An 11,866-nucleotide genomic window follows, 5' to 3' on the forward strand; every position below is an offset into this window, starting at 1 on the left:
CGTCCACCGTACGTGATACGTCGCGTTCGGACTACCGGTGTGGTTCCGTGGTGCGGTGGCAGCACCGGATTTCGACACCGTCGCCGACGACCTCTACGCGGGCGAGCCCGCGGACTTCGTCGCGTCGCGCACAGCAGCGGCCCGTGCGGCCAAACAAGCGGGCGACGCCGAGCTCGCGCGCCGCATCCAGGCGCTGCGCAAGCCGACGACCGCGGCCTTCTTCGTCAACCGGCTGGCTCGCGACGGTTCCTCGGCGCTCGAGGAGCTGGCCGAGCTGGGCGACCGCCTGCGTGCCGCGCACGCGAGCCTCGCCGGCGAGCAGTTGCGGGAGCTCGCGCAGCGGCGGGCCGAGCTGGTGCGCGAGGTCTTGCGCGACGCGCCGGACCTGAGCGACTCCGTCGCGCGCGAGGTGGAGGAGACGCTGGAGACGGTCGTGGCGGACCCGGACGTCGCGCGGCTCGTGCTGGCCGGGCGGCTGACGTCGGTGGCGCACCAGGATGTGGACCAGTGGCTGTCGTTGCCCGCCGCGTCGGGTCCGCGGAAGAAGAAGCCCGCGCCGGAGAAGAAGCCCGCGCCGGAGAAGAAAACCGCACCGGCCAAGGAAAACACCCGTCGCAAACAGGCCGACGAGAAAGCCGCGCGCGAGAAGTCCGAAAAGGACCATGCGGACCGCGAACGGGAACGCGTCGCTCGCGAAGAGTGGCAGCGCAAGGCTTCCGCCGCCACGCGCGAACGAGCCGAAGCCTCACGAAATCTGGTCCGTACCGAACGCATCGCCGAACTGGCCGACACCCGCCTGGCCGAGCTGCGCGAACGCCTGGCGGACGCGGAAGCGCGAGCCGCCCGCGCGGCCGAGGACCTCTCGGCGGCGCGGGCGGCGTTCGACAAGGCCGATGAGGCCGTGCAGCAGTTCGCTCACAAGAGCACTTCGGCGAGCCGGCGGTAGCCCGTCAACGGGTCGGGCCCCAGCACGTGGACCCCGACGTGGTCGGCACCGGCGTTCAGGTGTTCGGCCAGCCGCGTGTGGATCGCGGCGGGCGTGCCGTGGAGGACGAGGTCGTCGACGAGGCGGTCGCTGCCCTCACCGGAGACGTCGGCATCGGTGTAGCCGAGGCGGCGCAGGTTGTTCATGTAGTTGCGCAGGCCGAGGTAGGGCTTGTGCACGAACGGACGGCCGATCGCGCGGGCGGCCACGGGATCGTCGTCCACCACGACCTTGTGCTCCGGCGCCAGCAGCGCGCCCGGGCCGAGGACCGCCCGCGCGTGCTCGGTGTGCTTCGGCACGACGAGGTACGGGTGCGCGCCGCGCGTACGCGTGGCGGCGAGCTCGAGCGAACGGTCCCCCAGCGCCGCGAGCACGCGGGCTTCGGCGGGCACGCCTTCGGCGTCGAGCTGGTCCAGGTAGGCGACCATCTTCTGGTACGGACTCTGGTACGTCGTGATCGACTCCGGGTGCCCGACGCCGACGCCGAGAACGAACCGCTCACCGTGGCGCTCGGCGAGGCGGTGGTAGGCGGCGGCGATACGACCGGCGTCGTTGGTCCACATGTTGACGATCGCGGTGGCGACGGTGATCCGGTCGGTGGCGTCGAGGACTTCCTCGAAGTAGGCCAGATCCTCGACGGAGCTCGCGCCGATGCCGAACCACACCGTGGCGTAGCCCAGTTTCTCGGCTTCCACGGCCACTTTCTTGCGAGTCTCGTCGTCGGTGGCGGGGCTCATCCACGCGCCGTACCGGCCGAGTGCTGCGGGCATGCCGGATCCTCCTCTACATTTTTTATGTAGAGGACTGTAGCAAATATATCGCCCGGGTTTAACCCGCGGTCAGTCGAGTTGGCGTCAGCGTGGCCCGCGGTCAGTAGACCTGGCCGCGATGTCCCCACCCGGCCTGAGCCTTGCGGACGTTCAGGCAGCAGAGGTCGTTGCGAGCCGTGGTGCGGGGCTGTTGGTGCATGCTCCCCTGACCTCGACCGGAACCGACCTGCTCGGTCTGATCAAGCACCTGTCGGGAACACTCCGACGCGACAATCGCCGCGCTCGCCATCGGCTCGCCCGGCTACGTGCCCTGGTGGCCACGTCCCGACGTGATGCTGTTCAACGTCCTGGTCCACATGCTCACGGAGACCAGCCGGCACGCCGGGCACGCCGACATCCTGCGCGAACAGTTGGACGGCGAAGTCGAGATGGATGCGGCAGGCATGGCCCGGCGGGGGCAGGATGCAGCCTTCTGGGAGAGCCGGCGGACGGAAATCGAGCGGGCGGCCAAAGCCGCCGATCCGGCCACGGCCTGACCGGGACTCTGCCGCCGGACGTCGTCGCCGTGGCGCCGCTGGACATGACTCGGGCGAAATGCGGTCGCGCAGGTGACCTGGGCCGCCTCACGAAGCCAGGCGGTCCAGCCACTCGCGCAGCATGGTCTGCTCGACGGGGGTGAGCTGCTCGGTCTTCCCGTCCAGTGCCGTCGCGAGGGCGACTGCCAGCGCGCCGACGCTCGACGGCGCTTCGGCGGCCTCGTCGGTGATCAGCCTGGCGAGCAGCGCATCGCGGACCTGGTGGGACATCGCCAGGTCGCGCCCGTCTTCGGGCTGGGCGATGAGGCTGAGCGTGACGCCGGAGTTGGCGGCCGCGATCTGCCGCGCGGCCTCGGCGGGGGTCACGCGCAGGCGACCCTGGCGGGCGGCGCGTGTGAGCAGCTCCAGCAGCATCGCCTCGGCGCTGGAGGTGAGGGTGCAGGGGACGCCGGGCTGGATCTGGCCGTAGAGCAGCACGTAGAAGGCGGGGTGGGTCAGGCCGTAGTCCACGTGGCGGTCCCAGCCTTCGCGGATCTGCTCGACCGGATCGGCGTCCGCGCGGTTTTTGTCGGTGCTCTCCACATACTGGGTGAAGCCGAAGTTGACCACCGCGTCGAGCAGTCCCTGCTTGCTGCCGAAGTGGTGGTACAGCGTCGGCGCCTGCACGCCGGCCCGCTCGCAGATCGCGCGGGTCGACACCGGTCCGCCGGCCGCCGCGTCGAGGAGCTGGGCCGCTGCCAGGAGCAGCCGGTCCTTGGCGCTGGTGTTCTGGATGGGCATGTAACGAATGTAGCGCTTGACGGAGGGGAGAAGCGGATGCCGCTGGCCGACGATATGCTCAACGACGCGGTCGTCAGGGGCCTGCTCGCGTCGATGAAGGCAGCCGCGCCCGGCGTCGCGTTCGGGGAGCTGGGCCGGGTCCGCCTGGGTGGGCTCGGGTTGCGGCAACGCACGGACGCGGTGCGCGACGCACTGCTGGCCGACCTGCCGGGCGGCTACCGCGAGCTGTCGGACGTCGTGGAGCGGGCGCTGGCCGACGAGTCGTTCTCCGGCTGGATGATCTGGCCCGTCTCGGAGGCGGCTTCGGCGCGGGCTCTGGCGGACGGCGGGCCGGTCGCGTTCGACGCCGCGTTGGATCTGCTGGCTTTGTTGACCCCGCGGCTGACGGCGGAGTTCGCCATCCGGCCGCTGCTCGACGCGGACCTCGAGCGGGCGTTGCCGAAAGTGCTGACCTGGACTTCCGACCCGTCGGAGCACGTCCGCCGCCTGGCCTCGGAGGGCACGCGGCCGCTGCTGCCGTGGGCGCGCCGGGTGGGGGCGATCACCGCCCGGCCGGGCGTCACGGCGCCGATCCTCGACGCGCTGCACCGCGACTCTTCGGCGTACGTGCGGCGTTCGGTCGCCAACCACCTCAACGATCTGAGCCGCGCGCGTCCCGAGGCGGCGGTGGCCGCGGCCGGCCGCTGGGTGGGTGCTTCCGGTGACAAACAGACCGCGCAACTCGTCCGGCACGGCCTGCGCACCCTGATCAAACAAGGCGACCCGGGTGCGCTGGCGCTCCTCGGCTTCGCGCCACCGTCCGGCATCGCCTTCGACGGTCTCGTGCTCTCGGCGCCTTCGGTGTCCATCGGCGCCGACCTGGGCTTCACCGGAACGCTGCGCAACACCGGCGACTCGTCGATGAACCTGGTCGTCGACTACGTCGTACACCACCGCAAAGCCAACGGCACCACCACGCCGAAGGTCTTCAAGCTCACCACCCGCGTCCTCGACCCGGGCGCCGAGCTGCTCCTGGACCGCACCCACTCGTTCCGCGTCATCACCACCCGCGTCTACCACCCGGGCGCGCACGCGCTGGAGATCCAGGTGAACGGAACTTCGTTGGGGAAGGCGGATTTCGAGCTGCTGGCGTGAGTCCGCACTTTCGCTCCACTGTGGACTGAGTCAGTGAAGCAGGTACTCGAGAGCGGCTTGGGCCGCGGCGACACGGAGCCGAGATCCGGTCGCCGCGAGTGGCTTGGCGACGATCGACTTCAGGTGGCCGCGGCGCCCGCCGAACCGCCGGGACGCCGCGCCGAAGCCTCGCGGCAGGACCGGCTTCAAGGCGGTTCCATGCCGTCGTGCAGCGGCGCGGGCGCGGGCGGCCCCGCGCCGCCCCGTGACCTCAGTGGAGCAGGTACCGCAGCATCAACGTCCCGTCGTCCTCGAGGACCGAGGCCAGCTGGAGCCGCTCGGGGTCGATGGTGTCGCCGAAAGCCGCGCGCGGGGCGAGGCCCGCGATGAGGAAGGGGGAGATCGTCAGGCGGAGCTCGTCGACGGCGTCGGCGGCCAGGAGAGACGCGAAGAGGCGCGGGCCGCCCTCGCAGTCGATGCGGGTGAGGCCGCGGGCGACGAGGGCCGACACGGCGGAGCTGAGGTCGACGGCGTCCGTGCCGGCCACGAGCACGTCGGCGCCCGCGGCGGTCCAGGCGGCGCGCAGGTCGGGGTCGGTGCCGGCGTGGGTGATGACGATGGTGGGCACCAAGGCGTTCGTGATCACCGGCGCGTCCGGGCGCAGCGACCGGCCCGAGGTCACGACGGCGACCGGCGGGATCGGCGCCAGGCCGTGGCGGCGGCGCCGGTCGGCGGAGTGCTCGTCGGGGCGCATGCCCTCGAAGCCCTCGAGCAGGGCGGTGCCCGCACCGACCAACACGACGTCGGCGAGGTCATTGCCCAGCCGGTAGATCACGCGGTCGGCGGGCGTGGACAACGCGGCCGAGCGGCCGTCGACGGTGACGGCACCGTCGGCGCTCGACACGAAGTTCACCGCGAGCCACTTGCCAGGCGCCGGGTATGCGTAGAGGGCCTCCAGGTCGGCCTCGGCCAGGTCTCGCGCGCTCGGGAAGATCTCGCGCATCAGACCGACCGCACCACGTGCGCGGGCGGGCGCGTGCCGACGATGCTGGCCACCATCTCCGCCACCTGCCGCGTCTCCACGACCTGGTGGGCGCGGAACATCGCGGCCCCGTGCAGCGCCGCGACAGCCGTGGCCGCGAGCGTGCCGATCACGCGCTCGCCGACGGGCACGTCGAGCGTCTCGCCGATCACGTCCTTGTTCGACAGCGCCATCAGCACCGGCCAGCCCGTGTCCACGAGCGCCTGCGTGTGCCGCATCAGCTCCAGCGACTGGTAGGAGTTCTTGCCGAAGTCGATGCAGGGGTCGATCATGATCCCTTCGCGCGGCACTCCGCGCTCCAACGCGCGCTTGGCGAGCTCGGTGGTGCCGTCGATCACGGCGCCGACCACGTCGTCGTACTGCGGCTTCGCGGCTTCGGTGCGCGGCGTGAGGCCGTTGGTGTGGGAGCAGATGTACCCCGCGCCGTGCTCGGCCGCGACGTCCAGGATCTCGGGCTCGAAGGCCGCCCAGTTGTCGTTCACGATGTCGGCGCCGGCGCGGCAGACGGCGTCCGCGACCTCGGCGCGGTAGGTGTCGACGCTGATCACGAGGTCCGGGAACGTCTCGCGCGCCCATTCGACGGTCGGCACCACACGGGCGATCTCCTCCGCCGTGGTGACCTCGGGGCCCTTGCCGGCCGGCACGCCGCCGATGTCGATGAGGTCCGCGCCCTCGGCGTACGCGCGGCGGACGGCGTCCTGCGCGCGGGTCTCGAGGTAGGTCGCACCGTTGTCGTAAAACGAATCGGGGGTGCGGTTGATGATGGCCATCACCAGCGCGCGATCGCTGGTGAGGCGGCGGCCTCGGAAGACGAGGTCGGGCGTGTGCATGGCTTCTCCCGTACCGGAACGTCGGTTGCCGCGATCATAGGCGAGCGCACGACGGTGATACGGCGGGCAGGTGGCGGGCAACACCGCCGAAGGCCACCTGCTCCCGGGCCGGCGACTTCAGGAGGCGAGTGCCTCGTTGATGGCGTGGAATTCGTGGGCGGTACGAGTGGCGGAGAATTCGATCACGGTGTAGTGCGCGAGGCGCTGGACCACGAGCGGGTCGGTGGCGAGCACGGCGTCCAGCTTGCCGCGCACACACGGGCGGGTGAGGATGACCTGGTCGTGCTCGGTGTCCCCTTTTCCGGAAACCAGGAACAATCCGCGGGAGAAGTGCGTGCGCAACCACTCCGCGTGTTCTGCCAGTGCGTAGTCGACTTCGTTTCGAGGCGCCGTGTAGGCGAGCAAGGCTATGTACATGTCTTCAGAGTAGAACTCATTCACGGCAGTCGCATCCTCCTGCCGAGTGGCGGCGCCCACGCGTTATCCCGGAATTGCAATGTGTTCTTTACGTGCTCTTTTTTCGCGTTTTCACAATGGACGGCGTACGTAAATCTGCGTACGCGGGTGTCGACACCAAGCGGACGACGAAACGTCGTCACAGCACCAAACTGACGTCATGACTCAGCCGGTGATGGACGCCGTGGGCCGCATCTGGCGGGACGGCAGGCGCGTGGAACGCGTCGCGTACGTGGTGGGGGCGGTGCTCTTCGCGAGCGGCGTCGTGAACGCGGTGGTGCTGCTGGCCAGCGGCGGCACGTGGCTCGGTCCGGTGTCGCTGCGCAAGGCGGTCACGTTCGGGTTGTCGTTCGGTCTCACGCTGGCGTCGGTGGCGTGGGCGACGTCGTACGTCGTGCTGCGGCCGCGGGCCCGGACCGGGTTGCTCGGTGCGTTCGTCGTGGCGTGCGTGGCGGAGGTCGTGCTCGTGACTATGCAGGCGTGGCGAGGGGTTCCGTCGCACTTCAACTTCGAGACCGGCTTCGACACGGTGGTGTCGATGTCGCTCGCGGCCGGTGGCGGCGTGATCGTGGTGACGGCTTTGGGCTTCACAGCCGCGGCTTTCCGTTCGGCGGGCAGCATGGCGCCGAGCATGCTGGTCGCCGTGCGCTTCGGCCTGCTGGTGCTGATGGTCGCCCTCGCCACGGGCGCGGTGATGATCGCCCGCGGTGTCGTCGAGGCGCGCGGCGGGTCCCCTGAGCTGGCCTACACGAACGCCGGTTCTCTGAAACCCCTGCACGCCGTGGCGATGCACGCGATCCTCGTGCTGCCCGGGCTGGCGTGGCTGCTGCGCTTTACGGCGTTGCCCGAGCGGGCTCGCCTGCGCGTCGTCTGGCTCGCCGTGGCCGCCGACGCCGTGCTCACCGCGGTGATCGGTATCGAGGCCTTCGCGGGAATTCCGCCCTTAGCCGCGCCTTGGTTCTTACTGGCGCTCTCGGTCGCGGCCTCTCTCGTTCTGGCCGGCACCGTTGTTTTTTCGTTGATTCGCGGGAAAAGCCCCGCTGGCTATTTCAGCGCAAGCAATCCCTGAACCGCGTCGACGAGCGTCCGCCGCCTCCCCGCGCGGGCGCTCGGCAGGTGCGGCCCCAGTTCCGGGTTGGTGCTGTGCCACGCCGCGGAAAGCGCTTGGATCAGCACGAGCAGCTGCACGGGCGAAAAGTGCCCGGAGATCTCGCCTTCGTGTTGCGCCCGCCCGATTTCCCGCAGCCGGACGTCGTTGGCCTCGGTGATGGCCGCGAGATGCTCGGCCTCCGACCGCTCGAGCCGGTACCACGTCGAGAGCCGCAACGTTTCGGGATGCTCGTCGAAGTAGTCGAACGCCCGCCCGGTGTACCCCGCGAGATCCCCGGCGTCGAAGGGCACCGCCTCGAAGAACGCCCCCGTCCGCTCATCGAACGCGGCGTCGAACAGCCCCTCCTTGCTGCCGAAGTACGAGTAGATCATCGCCTTGTTGCACCCCGCCGCCGCGGCCACCCGATCCACCCGCGCCCCCGCGATCCCGTATGCGGCGAACTCGCTGATCGCGGCTTCGAGCAGCCGCTGCTTGGTCTGTTCCGCGTCGCGCGCCATCCGGTGAGGTTACCAACCAACTGGTCGGTGAGTTGAGGTTTGGTCGTCCACGTCACGCGCGCGCCGTCGTCACCGCGCCCGAAGGTCTCGCAACCCGTCGGCGAGAAAAGCCTCCGTTTCCGCTGATGAGAGCGCTTCGCCGGCGAGGTGCGCCAGCTTTTCGACGTAGTCGGCAACAGCTTCCTCCGAGGTCAGGTACACAGTGGTGTGCGAATGCCGCAACGCGACAGTCGGGCTCTGGCCACTTGTGGTGTAGATCGTGAACCCGGGCAGATCCTCCTGCTCGGCGGCCAGGAGTCGGATCGCTTGAGGCTCGCGGGCGAGGGTGCGGAGCAGCTGCTCGTGCTGGACGATCGACGTCTCCCGGCTGATCACCGGGTTCCGCAATGATCGCCGGCTGACGATCGATTTCCTCGTCGCCACACCGTGTTTGGCGGGAGCCGGCTCGGCGCTCAGCTCGAAGAGGCGACTCTCCGGACTGCCGCCGGGAGGTGTCGTGTGTTCGAGCATCTCCCAGGTGTAGGCGCGGGTCTGCAGGTGAGAGGGCAGGAACGTCGGCGACCACTCGGCGATGGTCGTCGCGGCCTGCTCATACGCGTGCAGCATGAGCGTCGATCCGGCGCGCAGGTGCACCGCGTGCATGGTGCTGTGGGTGCTGGCGGCGAGGTCTCGGAGCCTGGTGTACTCGGCCTGGGGCAGTTTGAGCAGGCCGAGCAGGAAGGACAGCATGTCCGGTGGCGGCGTGCGGTAGCCGGCTTCCCAGTTGGTGAGGTGACCGGGCGAAAGTCCGGCCCGATTCGCGAGTTCACGCAGGCCGAAGTGGGCCTGCAACCGCGCGGCGCGCAGCTCTGCACCGAGCGCGACGACGGCAGGTGAGGTGGCGCGGTTTCCGGTTTTCACTGTTGTTCTTCCTGAGCTTGCTTCCGGTGTTCGTTTCGGTCTTCGTTCCTATGGACGCGGCCGACGCCGGCTTCCTCGCGCTCGAGGCGCGTGCAGATGGCGCGCACCGACTCGGGAGAACGCTGGACGCGCCGGTTGTGCCGGTTCTCGCTGACGGCCACGGCACCGACGAAAACGATCGGAACAGCCATGGCCACCAGGACGAACGCGACCTCCCAGCTCATCGCCACACGCCGGTGGTGATCGCGTCGCCCGCAGGTGTCTTCGCGTTGGCGCCGTGCTCTGCTTCTCTCACGATTTCCCCTGTGCGTTCCGGTCGACGACCTGGCGGATGTTCGCGATCAGCTCGTTCGCTGCTTGCGGCCGAAGCAGCACGGGCGCTCCGGTATCGATCTGCGCCGCCGCGAAGAACGTCCCCGCATGCACTACCCGCCCCACCACGACCTGCGCGGGACCCCCGTCCAGCGCCCGCGCCGGCGCGATCAACCTCGACCGCCAGTCCAAGCCGTCCACGGTGGTGCCTCCCCGGTGATGACAGTGATGTTTGTGATGCGTCATCAGTGTCATCGATGGCAGCACTACGCAGCAATGACCTGAATGGGTGGCGTTCAAGTACTGGTCCGGCTCGATTACGATGTGCTGCATGGCTGTCAGCACCCGTGGTCAAGCTGCGGTGGATCTGGGGCGAGCGCTGCAGAAGGCGCGGGAATCTCGCGGCGTGTCTGGGCGAGCTCTGGCCAAGCTGATCGGCCGCGACTCCGGCTTGATCTCGCGGTGGGAGAACGGGGAGCGGAGGTGCTCACCGGAGAATCTCGAAGCGATCATCGAAGCGCTGGAGATCGAGGGCGACGAGGCAGGTGAGCTGCTCGACTTGGCCGACGTTTCGAGTCGGCAGCAGGCTGGTCAGTGGCTCGCGGTCACCTTGCCGGAGCGCCGAGCCCAGATGGCGGCATTGCTCGCCGCCGAACGCACCGCGACGGCGGTCACCCACGTAGCGCCGCTGCTGATTCCGGGTGTTCTCCAGACGAGTGACGTCATCCGGACGATCATGGTCGAAGGCGGCGCACCGGAAAACGAGATCGATGAACGAGTGGCGATGAGGATCGGCCGCCGCGAGCTGATCACCCGGCGGCGCCCGGCCGAACTGGACGTGCTCCTGGGTGAAGCCGCGATTCGGCACCTGATCGGCGGTCGCCAGGTGATGGCCGACCAGTTGCGCTACCTCAGCGAGATGACCGAGCTGCCGAACGTCGAGATCCGCATTGTGCCGTTCGCGGCCGGCTGGAATGCAGGACTCAGCGGCGCGTTCATCGTGTTCGATTCGGACTCGGCGCCACCGATGGTGAACCTCGAACTCGGGCAGAGCGGTGTGATTCTGCGCGACCCCAGCGACATCGAGGCTTATCGGCAGGCGGCAGCCGCTGCGCGCGAGAAGGCAATGAGCGTTGGAGCTTCCGCAGAGCTCATCGCGGATGCACTCACGGATCTGGAGAAGCAGAAGTGACCACGCGGCGGGACAACTGGTTCAAGTCGAGCCGAAGCGTGAACAACGCGGACTGCGTTGAGGTGAGGTTCGCGGAGGACCACGTCGGCGTCCGTGACACGAAGGACCGAACCGGCGGGCAGCTCGGCCTCCGACCGCAAGCGTGGTCCGCCTTGCTTGAGTCCGTGGCCGCCGACCGGTAGCCGATTGTCCATTGTGGAACCTCGCGCACTCTGAGCGGGTTACGCATCTCATGGCGAACGCCGGCCTGCGGTCGCGCTTTTCTTGACTCCGAACTACACGCTCGGCGGGAGCTCTTCTCGTTCCAGGAACGCCAGCGCCGCGGCCCGAGCCTGGTCCATGGGCACTTCGTACTGGGCCGGGATCTCTCGGACGTGTGCCATGTAGTCGTAGAGCACCTTTCCGGCAAGTGAAGGGTTGCCCACTGTCTGCGCTGCTCGGGGCGTCATGAAGACGACGAAGCCCTTCTCCTGTCCAACGCCCAGAAAGAACACGCCACGGCCGGTGCCGCCGGAAACCGAGCATTCGGCCATGGGCGGCACCGAACGATGTCCACGTGTTTGCGTCCCTCCCGCACCATACGGGCGGCGATCTTCTGCTCGACGTCGGCGGTGGTGGTCTCGTCGCCGCGCTGCGGGATGCCCTTTTCGCGCAGCAATCGCGCCGCTTCCGCCGCGTCCGCGTCGTTCCCGCTGACGATCTCATGCGCCTGGCCATGTTCGTCGACCCTCCGGCCATGAGTCTTCTGACCGGTCATGGTGATTACCAGCGGCGGCAACTCGGCTTGCAAGCTTTCGGCCTGCTCGCGTGTGAGACGTTGACCGTCCGGGACCGCGGCGGGCGGCTCGGCGGCAGTTGTCGTCTGCGTTGCCGGACCGCCGGGCCAGTGGTTTCGTACGGCGGATCATGTGCTCCGATGCGATCGAGGTAGCCGGTGAGCGTGCCGGTGACTCGGCCGATCGTCTCCACCACGCCGTCGATGTCCCGCGCAGCGGCGTTGTGGCAGGCGATGGCATTCCGCGATTCGGGCTGTTGAGAGCCGGTCTGGCTGAGCGCCTGGGTGGCTTCTTCGAGCATCTGAGCGGGCTGTTTCAGGCCGGCGGTGGACAGCTTGGTGAGTGCCGTCCGTATGGTCGCCGCCAGCGCCTGCACTCCTGCCAGTACCGCCCCCTGCGGCCATACTGGCAGTTCAGCGGAGCGCCGTCACTCTTTGGACGGCACGCAGGAGAACCGCCCCGGACGGCTACGGTCGACTCATGGCGGGAATCGTCGTGATCGGGGCGGGGCCGGGGATCGGGGCGGCGGTCGCGCGGCGGTTCGCGCGGGAGGGTTCGGGGTGGCG

At 69.1% G+C, this 11,866-nt stretch carries 17 protein-coding genes and 1 pseudogene; 6 read left to right on the forward strand and 12 right to left on the reverse strand.

The window, feature by feature from the left end:
* Nucleotides 1-55 precede the first annotated feature (55 nt).
* The gene (locus tag AB0M56_RS35240) at nt 56-946 is read left to right on the forward strand and encodes a hypothetical protein (RefSeq protein WP_364184425.1); all 891 of its coding nucleotides are present in this window, start codon (nt 56-58) and stop codon (nt 944-946) included.
* Here the strand turns inward: AB0M56_RS35240 and AB0M56_RS35245 are convergent.
* Nucleotides 916-1,755: an LLM class F420-dependent oxidoreductase gene (locus tag AB0M56_RS35245; protein ID WP_364184427.1), complete on the reverse strand. Its 840-nt coding sequence runs from the start codon at nt 1,753-1,755 to the stop codon at nt 916-918. The two genes, AB0M56_RS35240 and AB0M56_RS35245, sit on opposite strands and share 31 nt — an antisense overlap.
* 202 nt (nt 1,756-1,957) lie before the next feature.
* Here AB0M56_RS35245 and AB0M56_RS35250 point away from each other — a divergent pair.
* Nucleotides 1,958-2,291 (forward strand): annotated as a pseudogene (locus AB0M56_RS35250) (DUF664 domain-containing protein); the annotation flags it as partial.
* Between the two features lie 87 nt (nt 2,292-2,378).
* On the opposite strand, the gene AB0M56_RS35255 reads toward AB0M56_RS35250, so the two are convergent.
* A complete protein-coding gene (locus tag AB0M56_RS35255) occupies nt 2,379-3,071 on the reverse strand; it encodes a TetR/AcrR family transcriptional regulator (protein ID WP_364184430.1) in 693 nt (230 codons plus the stop codon).
* A gap of 36 nt (nt 3,072-3,107) precedes the next feature.
* On the opposite strand from AB0M56_RS35255, the gene AB0M56_RS35260 reads away from it, so the two are divergent.
* Nucleotides 3,108-4,205 (forward strand): DNA alkylation repair protein, encoded by a 1,098-nt coding sequence (locus AB0M56_RS35260; protein ID WP_364184432.1) that lies wholly within the window; start codon nt 3,108-3,110, stop codon nt 4,203-4,205.
* 250 nt (nt 4,206-4,455) lie between these two features.
* On the opposite strand, the gene AB0M56_RS35265 is transcribed toward AB0M56_RS35260, so the two are convergent.
* The 3 genes from AB0M56_RS35265 to AB0M56_RS35275 all read right to left on the reverse strand — a co-directional run bounded on the left by AB0M56_RS35265 (nt 4,456) and on the right by AB0M56_RS35275 (nt 6,473).
* Nucleotides 4,456-5,187 (reverse strand): pyrimidine reductase family protein, encoded by a 732-nt coding sequence (locus tag AB0M56_RS35265; RefSeq protein WP_364184434.1) that lies wholly within the window; start codon nt 5,185-5,187, stop codon nt 4,456-4,458.
* Nucleotides 5,187-6,056, reverse strand: coding sequence for a dihydropteroate synthase (folP, locus tag AB0M56_RS35270; protein WP_364184436.1), 870 nt, complete (start codon nt 6,054-6,056; stop codon nt 5,187-5,189). The genes AB0M56_RS35265 and folP overlap by 1 nt, the downstream gene beginning before the upstream one ends.
* 117 nt (nt 6,057-6,173) lie before the next feature.
* Complete coding sequence (locus tag AB0M56_RS35275) at nt 6,174-6,473, reverse strand: hypothetical protein (RefSeq protein WP_364184439.1); 300 nt, start codon at nt 6,471-6,473, stop codon at nt 6,174-6,176.
* Between the two features lie 214 nt (nt 6,474-6,687).
* Between AB0M56_RS35275 and AB0M56_RS35280 the strand changes: the two genes are divergently transcribed.
* Nucleotides 6,688-7,581 (forward strand): hypothetical protein, encoded by an 894-nt coding sequence (locus tag AB0M56_RS35280; protein WP_364184607.1) that lies wholly within the window; start codon nt 6,688-6,690, stop codon nt 7,579-7,581.
* On the opposite strand, the gene AB0M56_RS35285 is transcribed toward AB0M56_RS35280, so the two are convergent.
* From AB0M56_RS35285 to AB0M56_RS35300, 4 genes are all read right to left on the reverse strand, one after another.
* Entirely contained in the window at nt 7,557-8,120 is a 564-nt protein-coding gene (locus AB0M56_RS35285) for a TetR family transcriptional regulator (RefSeq protein WP_364184441.1), read from the reverse strand. The two genes, AB0M56_RS35280 and AB0M56_RS35285, sit on opposite strands and share 25 nt — an antisense overlap.
* A 69-nt stretch (nt 8,121-8,189) precedes the next feature.
* A complete protein-coding gene (locus tag AB0M56_RS35290; protein ID WP_364184444.1) occupies nt 8,190-9,020 on the reverse strand; it encodes a Scr1 family TA system antitoxin-like transcriptional regulator in 831 nt (276 codons plus the stop codon).
* Nucleotides 9,017-9,244 carry a hypothetical protein gene (locus tag AB0M56_RS35295; protein ID WP_364184447.1) on the reverse strand — a complete coding sequence of 76 codons (228 nt, stop codon included), beginning with the start codon at nt 9,242-9,244 and terminating at the stop codon, nt 9,017-9,019. Before AB0M56_RS35295 ends, AB0M56_RS35290 begins: the two co-directional genes overlap by 4 nt.
* 67 nt (nt 9,245-9,311) lie before the next feature.
* On the reverse strand, nt 9,312-9,665 hold the full coding sequence (locus AB0M56_RS35300; RefSeq protein ID WP_364184449.1) for a hypothetical protein: 354 nt from the start codon (nt 9,663-9,665) through the stop codon (nt 9,312-9,314).
* Here AB0M56_RS35300 and AB0M56_RS35305 point away from each other — a divergent pair.
* A complete protein-coding gene (locus AB0M56_RS35305; protein WP_364184451.1) occupies nt 9,664-10,524 on the forward strand; it encodes a helix-turn-helix transcriptional regulator in 861 nt (286 codons plus the stop codon). The genes AB0M56_RS35300 and AB0M56_RS35305 overlap by 2 nt on opposite strands.
* Complete coding sequence (locus tag AB0M56_RS35310; RefSeq protein ID WP_364184454.1) at nt 10,521-10,706, forward strand: DUF397 domain-containing protein; 186 nt, start codon at nt 10,521-10,523, stop codon at nt 10,704-10,706. Before AB0M56_RS35305 ends, AB0M56_RS35310 begins: the two co-directional genes overlap by 4 nt.
* A 93-nt stretch (nt 10,707-10,799) precedes the next feature.
* On the opposite strand, the gene AB0M56_RS35315 is transcribed toward AB0M56_RS35310, so the two are convergent.
* Genes AB0M56_RS35315 through AB0M56_RS35325 form a run of 3 tightly spaced genes read right to left on the reverse strand, consistent with a single transcriptional unit; the run spans nt 10,800 to nt 11,676 of the window.
* Nucleotides 10,800-11,057 carry an Imm1 family immunity protein gene (locus AB0M56_RS35315; RefSeq protein WP_364184457.1) on the reverse strand — a complete coding sequence of 86 codons (258 nt, stop codon included), beginning with the start codon at nt 11,055-11,057 and terminating at the stop codon, nt 10,800-10,802.
* Nucleotides 10,970-11,281 (reverse strand): DddA-like double-stranded DNA deaminase toxin, encoded by a 312-nt coding sequence (locus AB0M56_RS35320; RefSeq protein WP_364184609.1) that lies wholly within the window; start codon nt 11,279-11,281, stop codon nt 10,970-10,972. Before AB0M56_RS35320 ends, AB0M56_RS35315 begins: the two co-directional genes overlap by 88 nt.
* Before the next feature lie 5 nt (nt 11,282-11,286).
* The gene (locus AB0M56_RS35325) at nt 11,287-11,676 is read right to left on the reverse strand and encodes a hypothetical protein (RefSeq protein ID WP_364184460.1); all 390 of its coding nucleotides are present in this window, start codon (nt 11,674-11,676) and stop codon (nt 11,287-11,289) included.
* Nucleotides 11,677-11,866 lie beyond the last annotated feature (190 nt).

Source organism: Amycolatopsis sp. NPDC051372 (assembly GCF_040682095.1).
Lineage (GTDB): Bacteria > Actinomycetota > Actinomycetes > Mycobacteriales > Pseudonocardiaceae > Amycolatopsis.